At 71.0% G+C, this 18,241-nt stretch carries 14 protein-coding genes and 1 tRNA gene; 7 read left to right on the top strand and 8 right to left on the bottom strand.

All coding sequences use genetic code 11. The annotated features are described in order from the left end of the window. Positions 1-45: 45 nt before the first annotated feature. The gene (locus ACFWV8_RS04585) at positions 46-303 is read right to left on the bottom strand and encodes a hypothetical protein (protein ID WP_384197930.1); all 258 of its coding nucleotides are present in this window, start codon (positions 301-303) and stop codon (positions 46-48) included. A gap of 121 nt (positions 304-424) precedes the next feature. On the opposite strand from ACFWV8_RS04585, the gene ACFWV8_RS04580 reads away from it, so the two are divergent. Continuing rightward, positions 425-1,642, top strand: coding sequence for an FAD-dependent monooxygenase (locus ACFWV8_RS04580; protein WP_384197928.1), 1,218 nt, complete (start codon positions 425-427; stop codon positions 1,640-1,642). A gap of 87 nt (positions 1,643-1,729) precedes the next feature. On the opposite strand, the gene ACFWV8_RS04575 is transcribed toward ACFWV8_RS04580, so the two are convergent. The 7 genes from ACFWV8_RS04575 to ACFWV8_RS04545 all read right to left on the bottom strand — a co-directional run bounded on the left by ACFWV8_RS04575 (position 1,730) and on the right by ACFWV8_RS04545 (position 10,827). Beyond that, on the bottom strand, positions 1,730-2,467 hold the full coding sequence (locus tag ACFWV8_RS04575) for an ABC transporter ATP-binding protein (RefSeq protein WP_384197927.1): 738 nt from the start codon (positions 2,465-2,467) through the stop codon (positions 1,730-1,732). 11 nt (positions 2,468-2,478) lie between these two features. Continuing rightward, positions 2,479-3,321 (bottom strand): ABC transporter ATP-binding protein, encoded by an 843-nt coding sequence (locus ACFWV8_RS04570; RefSeq protein ID WP_384197925.1) that lies wholly within the window; start codon positions 3,319-3,321, stop codon positions 2,479-2,481. After that, complete coding sequence (locus ACFWV8_RS04565) at positions 3,318-5,423, bottom strand: branched-chain amino acid ABC transporter permease (RefSeq protein ID WP_384197923.1); 2,106 nt, start codon at positions 5,421-5,423, stop codon at positions 3,318-3,320. Before ACFWV8_RS04565 ends, ACFWV8_RS04570 begins: the two co-directional genes overlap by 4 nt. A gap of 1 nt (position 5,424) precedes the next feature. Continuing rightward, positions 5,425-6,630, bottom strand: coding sequence for an ABC transporter substrate-binding protein (locus tag ACFWV8_RS04560; RefSeq protein ID WP_384197921.1), 1,206 nt, complete (start codon positions 6,628-6,630; stop codon positions 5,425-5,427). Between the two features lie 89 nt (positions 6,631-6,719). Beyond that, complete coding sequence (locus tag ACFWV8_RS04555) at positions 6,720-7,130, bottom strand: roadblock/LC7 domain-containing protein (RefSeq protein WP_384197919.1); 411 nt, start codon at positions 7,128-7,130, stop codon at positions 6,720-6,722. Further along, positions 7,127-9,559 (bottom strand): nitrate- and nitrite sensing domain-containing protein, encoded by a 2,433-nt coding sequence (locus tag ACFWV8_RS04550; RefSeq protein WP_384197918.1) that lies wholly within the window; start codon positions 9,557-9,559, stop codon positions 7,127-7,129. Before ACFWV8_RS04550 ends, ACFWV8_RS04555 begins: the two co-directional genes overlap by 4 nt. Before the next feature lie 1,196 nt (positions 9,560-10,755). After that, a tRNA-Arg gene (locus ACFWV8_RS04545) sits at positions 10,756-10,827 on the bottom strand. Positions 10,828-11,011: 184 nt separating this feature from the next. Between ACFWV8_RS04545 and ACFWV8_RS04540 the strand changes: the two genes are divergently transcribed. The 6 genes from ACFWV8_RS04540 (at position 11,012) to thrB (ending at position 18,117) form a co-directional block, all read left to right on the top strand. Next, on the top strand, positions 11,012-11,449 hold the full coding sequence (locus ACFWV8_RS04540) for a response regulator (RefSeq protein WP_384197916.1): 438 nt from the start codon (positions 11,012-11,014) through the stop codon (positions 11,447-11,449). Between the two features lie 288 nt (positions 11,450-11,737). Further along, entirely contained in the window at positions 11,738-12,919 is a 1,182-nt protein-coding gene (gene nrtL, locus ACFWV8_RS04535; protein WP_384197914.1) for an ArgS-related anticodon-binding protein NrtL, read from the top strand. A gap of 52 nt (positions 12,920-12,971) precedes the next feature. Next, positions 12,972-14,363, top strand: a complete 1,392-nt coding sequence (lysA, locus tag ACFWV8_RS04530) for a diaminopimelate decarboxylase (RefSeq protein ID WP_329381560.1) — start codon at positions 12,972-12,974, stop codon at positions 14,361-14,363. Between the two features lie 95 nt (positions 14,364-14,458). Continuing rightward, positions 14,459-15,769: a homoserine dehydrogenase gene (locus ACFWV8_RS04525; protein WP_384197913.1), complete on the top strand. Its 1,311-nt coding sequence runs from the start codon at positions 14,459-14,461 to the stop codon at positions 15,767-15,769. Between the two features lie 7 nt (positions 15,770-15,776). Beyond that, positions 15,777-16,847, top strand: a complete 1,071-nt coding sequence (thrC, locus tag ACFWV8_RS04520) for a threonine synthase (RefSeq protein ID WP_384197911.1) — start codon at positions 15,777-15,779, stop codon at positions 16,845-16,847. A gap of 349 nt (positions 16,848-17,196) precedes the next feature. Continuing rightward, the gene (thrB, locus tag ACFWV8_RS04515) at positions 17,197-18,117 is read left to right on the top strand and encodes a homoserine kinase (protein WP_384197909.1); all 921 of its coding nucleotides are present in this window, start codon (positions 17,197-17,199) and stop codon (positions 18,115-18,117) included. Positions 18,118-18,241 lie beyond the last annotated feature (124 nt).

The raw sequence follows: 18,241 nt of genomic DNA, 5'->3' as shown, positions 1-18,241 counted from the left end.
GCCGTGCCAGGCGTCGCAGGCCAGGCGGGACTTTGAAGACACGGCCTACGGGCCCGGCGCGTCCGGGACGAAGACACTCAGCCGGTACGTGGTCGGCACCCGCGACCGGCCGCAGAGCGTGTCGAGCCGGAACATCGAGAGGTCCTTCACCTCGTGCTCCGCGATACGCCTCCGGACCTCCGCGCGCCATCGCGCCTCGTCGGCGGTCTCGAACACCACCGCCCAGCGCCCCGGCCCCAACTCGGCTTCCGAGGGGCCCCGTTGCCGCTCCCGGCTCCGTCTGCGCCTGCGCTGTCCCGGCACGTGTCGAGCATCGCAATTCCGTGCCCCCTCGGCAACGTAAACACCTACGCCACTCGAATAGGATTTCTCCCCAGTGTCACCACCAGCAGCACCAACAACTTCAAAAGAGTGGAGAAAAGGTATGCGTGGAGGCAACGTCGCCGTGGTCGGCGGCAGCATAGCGGGGTGTGCCACGGCTCTGGCCGTGTCTCGTGGCGGAGCCGACAACGTCACCGTCTTCGAACGGGCCGACGCCGGACTCCGTGACAGGGGTGTCGGAATAGCCCTCCACAACGACCGGTACACGGAGCTGGAGAGCGCCGGATACGTCGCGCCCGAGATGCCGTGGGCGCCGCTGACCCGCCGTGTATGGAGCGTGCGGGACGGCGAGTCGGAGTACGGACGGGCCATCGGCGAGCAGCCGTTCCCGTTCCGCGCCTACAACTGGGGCTCCCTCTGGAGCGAGTTGCGGCGCCGGGTGCCCGAAGAGGTCACCTATCGCTCGGGAGCGCTCGTCGATGTCGTGGAGCCCGATTCGGACGGAGTGACCCTGCGGCTCGCGGACGGAACGAAGGAACGTTTCGACGCGGTGGTCGGCGCCGACGGATACCGCTCCGTCGTGCGCGAAGCCATGTTCCCCGGCCGCGAGGCGTCGTACGCCGGTTACATCGGCTGGCGCGGCACCTCCGCCGATGTCGCCGATCTCCCCTCCGACGGCAACGACGCGCACAACGTCGTCTTCCCCGGCGGCCACTGCATGATCTACCGCATCCCCGACGGCGTCGGCGGCCACCGGCTCAACTGGGTCCTCTACACCTCACCGCCGGAGTCCGAGGGCCTTCACCCGGACCTCAGGACACCGACCTCCCTGCCGCCCGGCCGGCTCAACTCGGAGCTCACCGCGCACCTGAGGGCCCTCGTGGCGGACAACTTCCCGCCCTACTGGGCGGCCAGGGTGCTGCGTACGCCCGCCGAGACCACGTTCATCCAGCCCATCTACGACCTTGAGGTGCCGCACTACACCTCGGGCCAGATGCTGCTCGTCGGTGACGCCGCCAGCGTCGCCCGGCCGCACATCGGCGCCGGCAGCGTGAAGGCCCTCCAGGACGCCACGGCCCTTGAGGCCGCCGTGGTGGCCGGGGGGAGCTGGAAGGAGGTCCTGGAGTCGTACGACATCAGCCGTGGCGCCGTCGGCTCCGCCATGGTCGCGCTGGCCCGCAGGATGGGCAGTGCCCAGGTCGAGAACACCCCGGACTGGAGCGCCATGGACAAGGCGGGCTTCGAGACGTGGTGGCAGGGCCAGAACAGCGGCTCCGACCGCAGCAGCGGCTTCGGGGGCCACAGCCTCAAGCGCCCGTAGCGGCGGCCCGACCGGCTCCTGACGGAACGTCAGAAAGTGCCGGGCGGGCCGCACATGCGGCCCGCCCGGCACTTCGGCGTAGGTGATTCAGCGCGCCGCGCTTCGCACCGGAGTCAGCTCCAGCGCCTCGTGCAGCGCCGTCGGATCGGTCCTGGCGTCGGCGCCGTCCACCCGCAGGGTCACCCGTCCCGACGTGAGGACCGTGACCGTACGGGCGGACTCGGCGGCCTGTGCCGGGCTCGGCGAGACCAGCAGCACGGCGATCCCCTCGTCAGCCAGCGTGCCGACCAACTCGTAGACCTGCTTGACCAGCAGCGGCGCGAGCCCCTCCGTGGGCTCGTCCAGCAGCAGCACGCTCGGCGAACCGAGCAGCGCGCGGGCCAGGGCGAGCATCTGCTGCTCGCCGCCGGACAGATCCGTACCCCGGTTGCCCCGGCGCTCACCCAGCCGGGGCAGCAGCTCCAGGACGCGCTCCGGGGTCCACCGGCTGGGCCTGCTTGTGTCGCCGCGGCCCGGCGGGCGGTAGGAGAGCCGCAGATGCTCAGCGACGGTGAGCCCGGCGAAGACCCGGCGGCCCTGCGGTACGAGACCGATCCCGGCACGCGCCACCTTGTGCGCGGGCTGCCCGGTCATCTCCTGGCCGTTCAGCCGCACCGAGCCGGCGGAGGGGCGGATGAACCCCGCCACGGTGTGGACGAGGGTGGTCTTGCCCGCCCCGTTGTGGCCCACGATCGCGTGGACGGAGCCGGCGGGGACGGTCAGGTCGAGGTCGTGCAGGACGGTGCCGCCGTGGTAGCCCGCCGTCAGACCGGTGAGTTCCAGCATCGGTGGTCGCCTCACCCTCTCGCTTCCGCTGTGTCTCGGACACCGTCGGACGCGGCGTCAGGGGCGGCCTCGTCGGCCGCGGTGGCGTGGTACGCGTCGCGTACCTCGGGGTGGGCCAGCGCCTCCTTGGTCGGCCCGGTGATCAGAACCCGTCCGGCCGCCAGCACCGTGACGGTTTCGGCGAGTTCGGCGACGACCTCGACATGGTGCTCCACCAGGATGATGGCGACGCTCGAAGGCAGGCCGCCCAGGATCGTGAGCAGCCGCCCGATGTCGCCGTCGGTCAGCCCGGCCGCGGGCTCGTCGAGCAGCAGCAGACGCGGGTCGCCCGCGAGGGCCGCCGCGAGGTCGAGCATGCGGCGCTGCCCGTGGGACAGGTCGGCGGCGGGCCGGGCGGCGGAGCCGGCGAGGCCCACGGCCTCCAGATGCCGGGCGGCGGACTCGGCGTGCTTCCGGTAGCGCGAGGGCCGCCACCAGGCGCCCCGGCGCAGCGGATGGTGCCGCCAGCCGGCCAGCACGATGTTGTCGAGCACCGACAACTCGCCGATGACGGAGGGCTGCTGGAAGCTGCGGGCGATTCCGAGACCGCTGCGCTTGGCGGTCGCCGTACGGGTGATGTCGGCGCCGCCGAGGGCGATGGTGCCGTGGTCGGGGCGGTCGGTACCGGCGATGAGGTTCAGCAGGGTGGTCTTGCCAGCGCCGTTGGGACCGATGACGGCGTGCCGTGCTCCGGGTGGGAGCTGGAGGCTGACGTCGTCGACGGCGGTGAGGCTCCCGTACCGCCTCGTGAGGTTCCTCAGGTCCAGCACAGGCGCCGTGGACGGCGCGCCGGACGGTGCGGTGGTGGCTGTCATGGGGCGACCTTCCCGGCCGGAACGCTGTCGTGGTCGGGCGGGAGTTGATCGGCTTTCGCCGCTTCCCGCCCGCCGGGACCGGACCCGACGCGCAGCCCGGCCAGACCGCGCGGCAGCAGATACACGGCGGCGACGAACAGCGTGCCGAGCAGCAGCGGCCCGTGGCCCGGCCACGAACTGGCCACCCAGTCACGGGTGAAGACGATGAGTCCGGCGCCGAGCATGGCGCCGATCACGGACGTGCTGCCGCCGATGACGGCGGCCAGCAGCGCGAACGCGGCGATCTCGAAGCCGACGTCGGCGGGGGAGAGGTACTGCTGGACGGTGACCATCAGCGAACCGCCGATCCCGGCCAGCGCCCCCGCGCCGATGTGCGCGATGAGCAGATAGCGCCCCACCGGGTGGCCGGACGCGCGCATCCGCGCCTCGGCGTTACGGGTGCCGGTCAGCAGCTTGCCGGCGGGCGAGCGCAGGACGAGCACGGTCACGACGACGGCGACGACCGCGACGACGAGCGCGTAGTTGTAGACCTCGTCCTCATCGACCATCCCCTCCCCGCCGAACAGCGCCTGCGTGGCCGGGAAGCCGACGAGACCGTCGGCGCCGCCGGTGACGGACTTCAGCTGGTTGATCGCCGCACTGGCCAGCTCGCCGATCGCGAGCGTGATCATCAGGACCGTGGTCCCCCGGGCCCGGATCACCGCGGGCCCCGTCACCAGCGAGAACAGCGCGGCGGCGATCGCCGCGACGACGATCTGGACCGGACCCGCCGTCCAGCCGGCGTCGGCGAGATTCGCGGTGGCGTACGCGCCGACGGCGAACGGCGCGGTCTGGCCGAGGGTCGGCAGCCCGGCGTAGCCGGTCAGGATGCCGACGCTGATCGCCAGCAGCCCGAGAGCCAGCGCGGAGCCGGCCAGCGAGAGGGAGTACGCGTCGAGCAGAGTCGGCAGAGCGACGAGCAGGACGAGCAGAGCGAGGAGCGGCGCGGCCCGGCGGCCCCGCGCGGCGAGGCCGCCGTCGTCGGGACCGCCGCGGAGCATCCGGGCCAACGGCCCGCCGCTCGCGGGCGGTACGGGCTCCCGCCTGTCGGAGACGGCACCGGCAGGCGCCTTCGCGACAGCCTTACCGGCCGCCTTCTCCGCGCCGTCACCCCGCCGCCCCGCGAACGAGGCGGAGAGCCGTCGCCGCAGCCACTCCACCGGGTCGGAGCCGCTGTCCCCGCCGCCGTGCGCCCCCGCCGTCGCCGGCTCGGTGAACTGGGACCGCAGGATCAGCACGGCGGCCATGGCCGCGAACAGCAGGTACGGCGCCCAGTCCGGCGCGAGGGAGACACCGAGAGTCTGCACCTCGCCGACCGCGATCGCCGCGAGCAGCGTCATCCACAGCGACCGCAGCCCGCCGAGCACGACCACGACGAGGGAGAGCATCAGCACCGTGTCGGCGGTGCCGGCCCCCGGCCCGATGATGGGCGCGCCGAGCACTCCGGCGGCCCCGGCCAGCGCGCCCGCGGCGGCCAGGACCCCGGTGTGCACCGCGCGCGGGCTGTGCCCGGTGGTGGCCAGCATCTGCGGGTCGTCGGCGGAGGCCCGTACGGCAGCCCCCACCCGGGTGCGGGTGAGCACCCACGTACCGAACGCCGCGAGCAGCACGGCCATGAGGATGAAGCAGAGCCGGTACGCGGGGTACCGGTGGCCCAGCAGCGTCACCGAGGAGTCGAGCGCCTCGGGGACGCGTACCGGAAGTTCGTCGGCCCCGAAGAACTCGATGAGCAGATTGCCACCGATCAGGGCCAGTCCGAACGTCAGCAGTGCTTGCGCGAGATGCCCACGACGGGCCAGGGGGATCGTGGCCGCGGACAGACCGGCACCGGCGGCGGCAGCCGCAGCGGTTCCGGCCGCGAGTCCGACGGCGAGACCGCCCCAGGTCCCGTCGCTCAACTCGGCACCGGTATAGGCACCGATCGCGTACAACATGCCGTGCGAAAGGTTCAGTACGCCCGCGGTGCCGAAGGCGAGACTCAGGCCGGCGGCGACGACGAACAGCAGCAGCCCGTAGGCCACCCCGTCGATCGCCGGCACAAAGTGGGCATCAAGGAGATTCATTTCAGCTGCCGAGCGTCGCCAGGTCCTGGACCATGACGTTGGCCAGCTGGTCACCGTCCTTGCGCACCTGGCGCAGGTACCACTGCTGCACCGGCGAGTGCGCCTTCTCGCCGAACTCCCAGGCGCCGCGCGGGCTGTCGATCTGGCCGAGACCGCCGATGGCGGTGTTGATGGTCTCCGGCGTCACCTCGCCCTTCTCGGCGGCGTCGGCGATCGCCTGGTCCAGCACGGCGGCCGCGTCGTACGAGGCCATCGCGTAGGTCGTCGGCTGGGTGTCGTGCTTGGCCGTCCAGTCGGCGGCGAACTTACGGTTGGCCTCGTTGTCGAGGTCGGCCGCGTAGTTCAGGACCGAGTAGACGTCCTTCGCCGCGTCGCCCTGCGCCTGGAGCACGCTGCCCTCGGTGACGAAGGCCGTGTAGAGCGGCAGGTCGGCGACGTCGGACTGCGCGTACTGCTTGGCGAAGTCGATCGCGGCCTTACCGGCGTAGAAGCAGTAGACCGCCTTCGCGTCCGTCTTCGCGATGTCGGCGAAGTACGGCATGAAGTTGGTGGTCTTCGGGAACGGCGTCCACTTGGTCTCGCCGTCGGGGTTGGCGAGCTTGCCGCCGATCTTCTTGAACTCGTCGGTGAAACCGCGCAGTTCGTCGTAGCCACCCTGGTAGTCGGGGCCGATCGCGTAGACCGGGCCGTCCACCTTCTCCTTGATGTACGGGGCGATGGCCTTGCCGGGCTCGTCGGAGAGGAAGCTCGTCGTCCAGACGTACTTCATGTCCTTGACCGGCGGGCGGGCGTTCGACCCGAGCAGCGGGATCTTCGCCTGGTCGATCAGCGGCAGCACCGCGTTGACCGAACCACCACCGACGAGACCGGTCAGCGCGTCGACCTTGTCCTTCTTGATCAGCTTGGTGGCCGCGGGGACCGCGGTGGGCGGACCGTCACCCTCGTCGGCCACGACCAGCTCGGCCTTCCGGCCGCCCAGCTTGTTGTCATGGGTGGCCAGGTACAGCTCGAAGCCCTTGCGCAGCTCCGTGCCCACCGGCTCGTACGTACCTGACAGCGACGCCACCAGGCCGATCTTCACTGTGTCGTCGCCGGCGCCGCTGTCGCTGCTGCACCCGGTGACGGCTGCCAGACCGAGTGCGATGGCGGCTGCGCCGACCGGCCGGACTCTGCGGCGGCCTCGCGGGAGGGTTATGTCGAAGAACATTGAGGGCTCTCATCGGGAGGAATGAAAAACGGGCGGGAGAAGCACGTACGGCAAAGGAACCGGACGTTGGAGCTTGGACGACCCGGACGTCAGCGCGAGGGCTGGACGTTCACGTCGCCGCGTACCTGAGGAGTCAGGGAATCGCCGACCTGGTTGATCAGTTCGGACATCATGTAGCTGACCTCGCCGATGTCCGCGTCCCTGGTGGTCGTCACCAGCAGGGACGCGCCGCTCGATACGGCCATCGAGAACATGTAGCCGCCCTCCATGGCGGTCAGGCTGTGCTCGACGGGGTCGGTGTCGGTCAACTGGGCAGCTGCGGAGAGCAGGTTGACGATTCCCGATGCGATGGCGGCCAACCGGTCGGCGTCGTCGCGCTCCACCCCGGTGTAGGCCAGCGCCAGTCCGTCCACGGACACGGCTATCGCCTGTGTGACCTCCGGAATACGTCCGGCGAAGCCGCTCAGGATCCAGCTGAGGTCGGTGGGTGAGGTCGTCATTTTTTGCTCCGTTGGGTGTCGTCGTCAGTGGCGGAGCGCCCGCGGTTGCTCGTGCTCCTGTTGATCCCCTGTGCGTAGGCCGCGAGGACGTCAGAGACTTGTCGGGAGTCCCGGCGGCGGGGTGGTTTGGGCGCCGCACCGGATCGCTGGTCGGCGCCGTCGCGCTTGCCCAGCTTGGGCCACTGCTGAGGCGTGTTGCGCTGCCGCAGCGGAAGTCCAGAGGAACTGACTCCGGCGATCCGGGGAACCGGCTCAGCGTGGACGGGGTGCTGGGCAGGCTTGTTGGCGCGCTCGCGCTCGTCGCCCCGGGGATTGCCCTTGGCGTCGCTCCGCGAACTCCCCGTACCCCGCGGGTCGGTCGACCCGTTGGATCCCTGGGATCCGTTGGCCCCGGCGGCCACGGCACCGGCCGGGCTGTAGTCGCCCGCGCCGGCGGTCTTCCTGCGGCCGACGTTTCCGGGCGCGGTGATCGGGCGCGGTGCCTCGTACTGCACACCGGGACGCTCCCCGGGCCCGCCCTGCACGGGCGGCGCCGTCTCCTTCGGAGCCGGTGCCAGCACATTGGCCGGGAGAGTGACCTCGGCGATCGTGCCGGGTCCCGAGGAGTCGCGCAGTTCGACGACGATGCCGTGCCGGGCGGCGAGCCGTGCCACCACGTGCAGACCCATGGAACGCACGTCGCCGATGCCCGACTTCGGCTCCAGCAGACCCTTGTTGAGAGTGGCGCGCCGCTCGGCGGTGATGCCCACGCCCTCGTCGACTATCTGTACGACCGCCCGGTCCCAGAGCCGCCAGACCGCGACCCCGACCTGCTTGTCCGGGGGCGAGAAGCGCGTCGCGTTGTCGAGGAGCTCGGCCAGGATGTGCGCGACGTCGTGGACCACGCGCGCCGCGATGCCGATGCCGGACTCGATGACACCGAGGGAGACCCGGTCGAAGCGTTCGATCTGCTGCGCGGCGGCCACGATCACCGTCGAGCAGGAGATGTCCGCGGACCGCACCCGGCCGTGGCCGTAACCGCCCAGCACCAGCAGGTTGTTGGTGTTGCGCTCCATGCGGATGGCGAGGTGGTCGAGCGCGAACAGGATCTTCATGCGCTCGGGGTCGGCCTCGTCGCGCTGCACCGCGTCGAGCTCGGACACCATGACGGTGGTCAACTGGGCGCCCCTGCGGGCGACACCGACCAGTGTCTCGGCGAACTGCTCGTGGATGTGGGCCTGTTGGGCGGCCAGTCGGACGGCCTCGTGGTGAACGGCGTTGAACGCCTCACCGACCTCGCCGATCTCGTCCAGACCCGTGGTCTTCACCGGGTTGCCGGACCGTTCGGCGACCTGCTCGGGTGTGGCACCGCTGAGTGCCCCGGGCTGGGACAGGTCGGTCATCACCCGCGGCAGACCCGTGTGGGCCACCTCGTGTGCGGCGTTGCGCAGATCCCGCAGGCGGCGGATCATCACTCGGCCGAGCCGGACGGCGACGACGACGGCGCTGATGAGCGTGAGCAGCACCAGCGTCACCTCGCCCCCGGCCAGCCAGGCGAGCGCGGTGCGCGTCTCGGTGACCGTGTTGAGCACGGAGCTGTCGATACGGCTCTCGACCGACCGCAGCAGATCCAGCCGGTCGGTCGACGCCTTCTGCCACTCCTCCGGCTTGACGGTGAGTTCCTGGTCCGCCGCTGTGCGGCTCACCTCGTCCTCAAGTCGCCGGGCCTCCAGGGCCTTCGGGCCCGAGAGTGTGCGCTCCAGCCAGGTCCGCCACTGCTGCGGGCCCAGGTCGAAGAGCACGCCGGTCGCCTCGGTGTAACCGAGCCGGGTGGCGTCGAAGGTGCGCTTGGACGCCTGGGTGAAGCCACCCGTGGCCTGCGCCCTCATCACCGCGACCTGCTGCTGGCCGATGTGCTCGGAGGCCCGCGACAGCGCGGCGGCGGCACGGATCTGGTCGGCCACGTCGGAGTCCACGCCGTCGGCCTGCGCGATTCCGTCGCGGTAGTCGATGAGGTCGGCGATCACGATCCGGTAGCCGAAGGTCAGCGCGGTGACAGTGCTTCCTCCGGAGCGCACCTGGGCGCGCAGGGAGGGCAATTCCTCGATGAATTGGTCGATACGGTCCAGAGCGCGCTGCGCGTTGCCCGGTACGGACGACAGGCTGTCGCGCTGAGAACGGAATTTGGCGACACTCTTGTCCGTCGCGTTGGAACTTTTGCGGAACGCGTCCGTATCTCCTTGAGTGGAGACCAGTGCGGTCGCGGACGCTCGCTCACGTTGCAGATGGTGGGTCAACTCGCTTACGGACGAGGCGACATCGACCATGGCAGTGAGCCGGTTGGCCTGGAGCGCCTGTTGGGTCGCGGGAGCGAGGGCCAGCACCGCGAAGGTGACGGCCACTACGAGAGGCACGGTGACCAGCAGGACAAGGCGACGATTGATTTTCACTGCGCGGCTCCATCGCCGGAACCGGTGCTGAGTATCGGTGACACGCAGATACCTATTAACGGGTTGGGGGGTGTCGGTGGGGATCGCGAGTAGATCGTGTGCAACGTTACGGAAGGGACTGGCGAGGCCCCCGTGGCGCGGCTTGATCCTATGCTGTAGCACCTCGTTACGGACGCGTTCATCCGCGAAAAATGACGGTGCCCAAGCGGCCACGAACGATCCAACTCGGCCGAAAAACAGGGCAGAAGACGCCCTCGTGCGCGTAAGCGGAATCGTCGAATCGTTTCAACTCCCCACCCCCCGCCGCAGCCCACCGCCCTCTGGTGCCCTTCTGCCGCACGGCCACCGGAATGTCCCGTACCGCGCTTCGGCGTGGCGACTTGACTGGAGTGCGGACTTCCGGAATGAGTTCGCGGAACAAGAAAGATCACGGGGGCTTGAATTGGCCTCCAGGGGGCGGCATTTCGGTCGCCACGGGACAAGTCGCAGCGATCATATGGCGCCAGGATGCCGCGAGTTGGCGGGCTGGACGGGGGATCCGCGGGGTGAAGGGGGCCGTCTCGGGCGTCGCGGAGGGAAGGGGAAGGGGGCCGTCCGGGGCGGTGTTTCCACTGGCCCGTAAGGTCTGTCCGTAATCGGCCATGGCGGGATTACGACCCATGCGCCCGGCTTCCGGAACCGTCCGTTCGCGAGGAGATCGCGTGGAGAAGCGGTGTTGGACCTGAGGCCGGATCTGGCCGAAGTGTGGAGTGACGGAAGTCACGTTACATCCGGCGGAGTTTGAGGAGTCCGCCCAAAGCCTCACCGAGGGTCATACGGTGACAACGCTGGGCGTTCGGACCCCGCGACGGGACGGTGTCGACGCGATGAAGGCGAGAGGGCCGGCCGGTGACGCGCGGCAGGGGAGCCGGCACGAAGCGGAGGAGGGCGGATCGCGAGGGGTGATCTCGCGGGGCGGGCGGCGGACCCCCGCGGCATACGTTCGCTCGACGAAACGCGTCCGCTCGACGGACCACATCCGACCGACGCGGTCGTGGCATCCCGCCGGAGCATCACGCCCTCGGCAGCGGCCCGCGCCGGCCCTCATCGACCGGCTCCAGGCAGTACGGACCACACACTGTCGCCGGACATGAAGAAAGACCCTCCGATCTGGCTTCTCGCCTGATCAGAGGGTCTTCACGGCACCTGAACCACGGTGCCCCCGGCAGGATTCGAACCTGCGCACCCGGCTCCGGAGGCCGATGCTCTATCCCCTGAGCTACGGGGGCGTGTCGCCGTGGACCTTGGCGACAGGTGAAACCCTACCAGCCCTCATGGGGTCGTCGTGAACAGGTATTTGGCGTGGTGAGTGCCGGGACCTGCCCCACGCCGCGCGTCCCCCACCCGAGGGGAGAAGTGGGGAAAACCCGGACGCGGCCCGGGAGCCCGCCCTACTCTCGGATTGTGTCAGGCATGTCAGGCCGAGTACTCGTTGTCGATGACAACAGGGTCATCCGGCAGTTGATCAGGGTCAACCTGGAGCTGGAGGGCTTCGAGGTCGTGACCGCGGCCGATGGTGCCGAGTGTCTGGATGTCGTCCACCAGGTAAGGCCCGATGTGATCACCCTCGACGTCGTCATGCCGCGCCTCGACGGGATCCGCACCGCCGCCCGGCTGCGGGCCGATCCGATGACCTCGCACCTGCCCGTCGCGATCATCAGCGCCTGCACGCGGTACGAGGTGGAGACCGGGATCGCCGCGGGCGTGGACGCCTTCCTCGCCAAGCCGTTCGAGCCGAGCGAGCTCGTGAGGGTCGTCCGCCGGCTGGTGCGCCGGGAGGACCCGCCGTCGTTGGACGGCAGGCATGAAGTCGGGCGTGCGGGGAGCACGCCCCGAAGCGCACGCGGCTGACGTACGCCCCCGCCGCGGAACCGCGCGCCGCCGTCCAGACGGAGACCGTCCTGCGGCTGCTGCGCGCGCAGGGCGCCGACGCCCGCACCGGCGCCGACGCCACGGAGCGGCTGTCGGTACGGCCCGTGCCCGCCGCCCTCGCGGGGGACCTCTTCGCCCGCCTCGGGCCCGACGCCGCCCGCCGGGGCCTGCTGCGGCGCCGTCTTGGAGACCCGGGGCACCCGGGCAGCCGCCCGTATCGCGAAACCGGTTCGCGAAGACGCCCCCCTCCTCCCATACGCTTGTGCCGTGACACCCGCCGACCTCTCCCGAACCGTGCTGCACGCCGTGCGCCGCGCGGTCGACGAGGGTGTACTGGCCGGGCCCGTACCTACGAGCGTCCAGGTCGGGCGCCCCGGGCCCGGCGGCAGCGGCGACTACGCGACCTCCGTGGCGCTACGGCTCGCGGGCCCCGCCCGGCGCAGCCCCCACGACGTCGCGGAGATCCTCCGCACCGAGATCCTGCGCCGCACGCAGGGGCTCTCCCGCGTCGACATCACCGGACCGGGCTTCCTCAACTTCACGCTCGCCCCCGCCGGCCGCACCGCCCTCGTCCGCGCCGTCCTCGACGCCGGAATCCGTTACGGACACGGGGACGCCCTCGCCGGCACCACCGTGGTCCTCGCCCCCGCCGCGGAACTGCGCGCCGCCGTCCAGACGGAGACCGTCCTGCGGCTGCTGCGCGCGCAGGGCGCCGACGCCCGCACCGGCGCCGACGCCACGGAGCGGCTGTCGGTACGGCCCGTGCCCGCCGCCCTCGCGGGGGACCTCTTCGCCCGCCTCGGGCCCGACGCCGCCCGCTGGGGCCTGCTGCGGCCCGCCGCCCACGACCGGCCCGCGACCGGCGACGGACTTCTCGTACAGCACGAGAGCAACCCCCTGTTCACGGTGCGGTACGCCCACGCCCGTACCCGCGCCCTCGTCCGTAACGCCGCGGCCCTCGGCATCCCGGGGGACGGCGCTGGGTCGTGTCCGGAAAGTCCCGTCTGGCCCACGGCGTCTGGCACGCGCGCTCGCGGTGTTGTCGGAGTCGCTCAAGTACGTCCAGTACGAGAGCGATCCTCCGCCGTGCGATCGCACGCACCAGACGCCGTGGGCCCCGCCCCATGGGCGGACGACGCTACTTCCCGGACACGCCCCAGGGCGGAGGCCGTCGAACCGGCGGCCCGCGCCCTTCTCGACAGCATCGGCGACCACCCCGGCGTGCTCGCCGCCGCCGCCCGCCTGCGCGCCCCCGACCGGGTCGCCCGCCATCTCGAACGCACCGCGGAGGCGTTCCTGCACTTCCAGGAGACCTGCCGCCCGCTGCCCGCCGGCGACGAGAAACCCTCGGCCGCCCACCGGTCCCGGCTCGCACTCGCCGAAGCCGCCGGGACGGTGCTGGCCGGTGGCCTCACCCTCCTCGGCGTCGACGCGCCCGCACACCTCTGATGCCGTCCGCCGAGTCGGCCGCATCCGACGTAACCAAGAGAGCAGCAAGACGATGAGCCGTTCCGCCCACCCCGCCGGCCCCCGCTACGGCGACGTGCACACCGAGGGCCACTACTCCCCGCCGCCCGCCGACCTCAACACGCTGGACGACAAGATCTGGTCGCGCACGGTCCGGCGCGACGAGGACGGTGTCGCCACCGTCGCCGGGCTGCCGGTGACCCGCCTCGCCGAGGAGTTCGGCACCCCCGCGTACTTCCTCGACGAGGCCGACTTCCGGGCCCGCTGCCGCGCATGGACCGACGCCTTCGGCAAGGACGCCGACGTCTTCTACGCGGGCAAGGCCTTCCTGTCCCGCGCCGTCGTCCACTGGCTCAAGGAGGAGGGGCTCAACCTCGACGTCTGCTCCGGCGGCGAGCTGGCCACCGCGCTCGACGCGGGTATGCCCCCCGAGCGCATCGCGCTGCACGGCAACAACAAGTCCGTGCACGAGATCGAGCGCGCCGTCGCCGCGGGCGTCGGGCGCATCGTCCTCGACTCGTTCCAGGAGATGGTGCGCGTCGCGCACATCGCCAAGAGCCTGGGCCGGGTCCAGCCCGTGCAGATCCGGGTCACGGTCGGCGTCGAGGCACACACGCACGAGTTCATCGCCACCGCCCACGAGGACCAGAAGTTCGGCATCGCGCTCGCCGACGGCCAGGCGGCCGAGGCCGTCCGCCGGGCGCTGCGGCTCGACGGCATCGAACTCATCGGCATCCACTCGCACATCGGCTCGCAGATCTTCGACATGGCCGGCTTCGAGGTCTCCGCGCGCCGTGTCGTCGGGCTGCTGGCCGAGATCCGCGACGAGCACGGCGTCGAACTCCCCGAGATCGACCTCGGCGGCGGTCTCGGCATCGCGTACACCCCCGACGACGACCCGCGCGAGCCCCACGAGATCGCCAAGTCCCTCACCGCGATCGTCACCCGTGAGTGTGAGTCCGCCGGCCTCCGCACCCCCCGGATCTCGGTCGAGCCCGGCCGCGCGATCGTGGGCCCGACGGCCTTCACGCTCTACGAGGTCGGCACCATCAAGCCGCTGGACGGGCTGCGGACGTACGTGAGCGTCGACGGCGGTATGTCGGACAACATCCGCACCGCGCTGTACGACGCCGAGTACAGCGTCGCGCTCGTCTCCCGCCGCTCCGACGCCGAGCCGATGCTGTCGAGGGTCGTCGGCAAGCACTGCGAGAGCGGTGACATCGTCGTACGCGACGCGTTCCTGCCCGCCGACCTGGCGCCGGGGGACCTGATCGCGGTCCCTGCCACCGGGGCGTACTGCCGCTCCATGGCGAGCAACTACAACCACGCGCTGCGCCCGCCGGTCGTCGCGGTCAGGGACGGCGGGGCGCGGGTGATCGTCCGGCGCGAGACGGAGGAGGATCTCCTGCGGCTCGATGTCGGTTAGCAGAGATTGATGTCTCGTATGACGGACGGAGGGGAGAAACTTCCGTCCGGTGCGTGAGACTGGTCCACATCGCTGTGAGAGGGAATCGAGGTCGCATGATGCGTACGCGTCCGCTGAAGGTGGCGCTGCTGGGCTGTGGGGTCGTCGGCTCAGAGGTGGCGCGCATCATGGCGACGCACGCCGACGATCTGGCCGCGCGGATCGGCGCGCCCCTGGAACTCGCCGGGGTCGCCGTCCGCCGTCCCTCCAAGGTGCGCGAGGGCATAGACCCCGCGCTGATCACCACGGACGCGACGGCGCTGGTCAAACGCGGCGACATCGACGTCGTGGTCGAGGTCATCGGCGGCATCGAGCCCGCCCGCACACTGATCACCACCGCCTTCGAGCACGGCGCTTCCGTCGTCTCGGCCAACAAGGCGCTGCTCGCCGAGGACGGCGCGACGCTCTTCGCGGCGGCCGAGAAACACGGCAGGGACCTCTATTACGAGGCCGCCGTCGCCGGCGCCATCCCGCTGCTGCGGCCCCTGCGGGAATCCCTCGCGGGCGACAAGGTCAACCGCGTACTCGGCATCGTGAACGGCACCACGAACTTCATCCTCGACCGGATGGATTCCTCGGGTGCCGGCTACTCGGAGGCGCTGGACGAGGCGACGGCGCTCGGTTACGCGGAGGCCGACCCGACCGCCGACGTCGAGGGCTTCGACGCCGCGGCGAAGGCCGCGATCCTCGCCGGGATCGCCTTCCACACCCGCGTACGCCTGGACGACGTCCACCGCGAGGGGCTGACCGAGGTCACCTCCGCCGACATCGCCTCCGCGCGGCGCATGGGCTGCACCGTCAAGCTCCTCGCCATCTGTGAGCGCGCCGCCGACGGCAGGTCGGTCACCGCCCGCGTACACCCGGCGATGATCCCGCTGAGCCACCCGCTCGCCTCCGTGCGCGAGGCCTACAACGCGGTCTTCGTGGAGGCCGAGGCGGCCGGCCGGCTGATGTTCTACGGCCCCGGCGCGGGCGGCCCGCCCACCGCCTCCGCCGTGCTCGGCGACCTCGTCGCGGTCTGCCGCAACAAGATCGGCGGATCGACTGGCCCCGGCGAATCCGCGTACACGCGGCTGCCGGTGAGCTCGATGGGCGAGGTCGTGACCCGCTACCACATCAGCCTCGACGTGGCCGACAAACCGGGTGTACTGGCCCAGGTCGCCACCGTCTTCGCCGAGCACGACGTGTCGATCGACACCGTGCGCCAGCAGGGCCGGCTGGACAGTGAAGGACTGGGCGGCGAGGCATCCCTCGTCGTCGTCACCCACCGCGCGCCCGACGCCGCCCTCTCGGGGACCGTCGAGGCGCTGCGCAAGCTCGACACCGTGCGCGGTGTCGCCAGCATCATGCGTGTTGAAGGGGAGTAAGGGACCCATGACGAGCAATGGCACCCACCAGTGGCGCGGCATCATCGAGGAGTACCGGGACCGGCTGCCGGTCACCGGCACGACGGCGGTGGTCACGCTCCGCGAGGGCGGTACGCCGCTGGTCCCCGCCCAGGTCCTCTCCGAAGTCACGGGCTGCGAGGTGCACCTCAAGGTCGAGGGCGCCAACCCGACCGGGTCGTTCAAGGACCGCGGCATGACGCTGGCCATCACGCACGCCAAGGAGGCGGGCGCCCAGGCCGTCATCTGCGCCTCCACCGGCAACACCTCGGCCTCGGCCGCCGCGTACGCGGTACGGGCCGGCATGGTCTGCGCGGTCCTGGTGCCGCAGGGCAAGATCGCGCTGGGCAAGATGGGCCAGGCGCTGGTGCACGGCGCGAAGATCCTCCAGGTCGACGGGAACTTCGACGACTGTCTGACACTGGCGCGCGGGCTGTCCGACAACTACCCGGTGGCGCTGGTCAATTCGGTCAATCCGTCCCGTATCGAGGGCCAGAAGACCGCGGCGTTCGAGATCGTGGACGCACTCGGCGACGCCCCCGACATCCATGTGCTGCCCGTCGGCAACGCGGGCAACATCACGGCGTACTGGAAGGGCTACACGGAGTACGCGGCCGACGGCCCCGCGACCCGTACTCCGCGCATGTGGGGCTTCCAGGCGTCCGGTTCGGCGCCGATCGTGCGCGGCGAGGTCGTGAAGGACCCGCACACCGTGGCCACCGCGATCCGTATCGGCAACCCCGCGTCCTGGCGGCAGGCGCTCGCCGCCAGGGACGAGTCGGGCGGCTTCATTGACGAGGTGACGGACCGACAGATCCTGCGCGCCTACCGGCTGTTGGCCGCGCAGGAGGGCGTTTTCGTCGAGCCCGCGTCGGCCGCGTCCGTCGCGGGTCTGCTCAAGGCGGCGGAGGACGGCAAGGTCGATCCCGGGCAGCGGATCGTCTGCACCGTCACCGGGAACGGGCTCAAGGACCCGGACTGGGCGGTCGCGGGAGCGCCCCAGCCGGTCACGGTGCCGGTGGACGCGGTGACGGCGGCGGAGCGTCTCGGACTCGCGTAGGACCAGGCCCTGTCCGCGAAGATCCGCCGTCCGCCGATCCGCCGGACAACCCTGGTGCGCCCCCGTCGCAGCCCGCACGGGCCTTACGGGGCACGCACAAAGCACACCAAGACCCTGCATAGGCGCACAGGAAGCCACGCGACACGCATCGTGCGCCTCCTGTGCGCCCTATGTCGCGACAGAACCTTCCTTCGATAGGCTGTACCCGACCCGCCCCGCCGCATATGCCGTGGTGTTGTTGCCCTCGTGGCCGTCGGGTGTTTCCGTTTCTCGCCGAAACCCCGTGGTCTCGCAGCCTCGTCTCCCGTTCAGCCTTCCTCGCAGTCACACAAGGAGAGTCGTCTAAGCGATGGCCGGTCCAGCTTTCCGCGCCGCCGCCGTACGGGTGCGCGTCCCCGCCACCAGCGCCAACCTCGGGCCGGGATTCGACGCCTTCGGCCTGTCGTTGGGGCTCTACGACGACGTGGTCGTACGCGTCGCCGACGCCGGCCTGCACGTCGACATCGCCGGCGAGGGCGCCGGGACACTGCCCCGCGACGAGAACCACCTGCTCGTACGGTCCCTGCGCACCGCGTTCGACCTGCTCGGCGGCCAGCCGCGCGGCCTGGAGGTCGTCTGCGCCAACCGCATCCCGCACGGCCGCGGCCTGGGCTCGTCCTCCGCCGCGATCTGCGCCGGGATCGTCGCCGCGCGCGCCGTGACGATAGGCGGCGACGCCAGACTCGACGACACGGCGCTGCTGGAGCTCGCCACCGAGATCGAGGGCCACCCGGACAATGTGGCGGCCTGTCTGCTCGGCGGATTCACCCTCGCCTGGACCGACGGAAGCGCGGCGCGGGCCATCCGGATGGAGGTCGCCGACTCCGTGGTTCCCGTGGTGTTCGTGCCCGACCGGCCCGTCCTGACCGAGACCGCCCGCGGGCTGCTCCCGCGCTCCGTCCCCCATGTGGACGCGAGTTTCAACGCGGGCCGCGCGGCCCTGCTCGTACAGGCCCTGACCAGGCGTTCCGACCTGCTGTTCGCGGCCACCGACGACCGGCTCCACCAGGAATACCGCGCTCCCGCGATGCCGGGGAGCGTGGAGCTCGTGCACCGACTGCGGGCCGACGGCGTCCCCGCGGTCATCTCCGGCGCCGGACCCACGGTCCTGGCGCTGACCGAGGACAGTGCGGCCGACAAAGTCGTACAGCTGGCCGGCGATGGCTGGGCGGCGCACAGGCTCGGCCTCGACGCCACGGGGGCGAGTGTTCTGCCGCTGGGTCCTCAGTGACGGTGGATTGCCGGTGAGTGAGAGGGGGAATGTTTGTTGGAGCCGGTAGTGTTAACCTCAAGTCTGCACCCGAAGTCTTTGTGGCTCGGTGCTTCGCGTCCCCATTCGGGACCACCATTCTTCC

The organism is Streptomyces sp. NPDC058665 (assembly GCF_042714995.1).
GTDB lineage: Bacteria > Actinomycetota > Actinomycetes > Streptomycetales > Streptomycetaceae > Streptomyces.
This window is presented reverse-complemented; position numbering and strand designations above follow the sequence as displayed.

Excerpts from the sequence above, each read along its gene's own strand:
- ACFWV8_RS04570 (WP_384197925.1), bottom strand. The coding sequence starts at position 3,321 with ATGACAGCCACCACCGCACCGTCCGGCGCGCCGTCCACGGCGCCTGTG.
- thrC (WP_384197911.1), top strand. The coding sequence starts at position 15,777 with ATGACGAGCAATGGCACCCACCAGTGGCGCGGCATCATCGAGGAGTAC.
- ACFWV8_RS04580 (WP_384197928.1), top strand. The coding sequence starts at position 425 with ATGCGTGGAGGCAACGTCGCCGTGGTCGGCGGCAGCATAGCGGGGTGT.
- lysA (WP_329381560.1), top strand. The coding sequence starts at position 12,972 with ATGAGCCGTTCCGCCCACCCCGCCGGCCCCCGCTACGGCGACGTGCAC.
- thrB (WP_384197909.1), top strand. The coding sequence starts at position 17,197 with ATGGCCGGTCCAGCTTTCCGCGCCGCCGCCGTACGGGTGCGCGTCCCC.
- ACFWV8_RS04540 (WP_384197916.1), top strand. The coding sequence starts at position 11,012 with ATGTCAGGCCGAGTACTCGTTGTCGATGACAACAGGGTCATCCGGCAG.
- ACFWV8_RS04565 (WP_384197923.1), bottom strand. The coding sequence starts at position 5,423 with ATGAATCTCCTTGATGCCCACTTTGTGCCGGCGATCGACGGGGTGGCC.
- ACFWV8_RS04575 (WP_384197927.1), bottom strand. The coding sequence starts at position 2,467 with ATGCTGGAACTCACCGGTCTGACGGCGGGCTACCACGGCGGCACCGTC.
- ACFWV8_RS04525 (WP_384197913.1), top strand. The coding sequence starts at position 14,459 with ATGATGCGTACGCGTCCGCTGAAGGTGGCGCTGCTGGGCTGTGGGGTC.
- ACFWV8_RS04560 (WP_384197921.1), bottom strand. The coding sequence starts at position 6,630 with ATGTTCTTCGACATAACCCTCCCGCGAGGCCGCCGCAGAGTCCGGCCG.
- ACFWV8_RS04555 (WP_384197919.1), bottom strand. The coding sequence starts at position 7,130 with ATGACGACCTCACCCACCGACCTCAGCTGGATCCTGAGCGGCTTCGCC.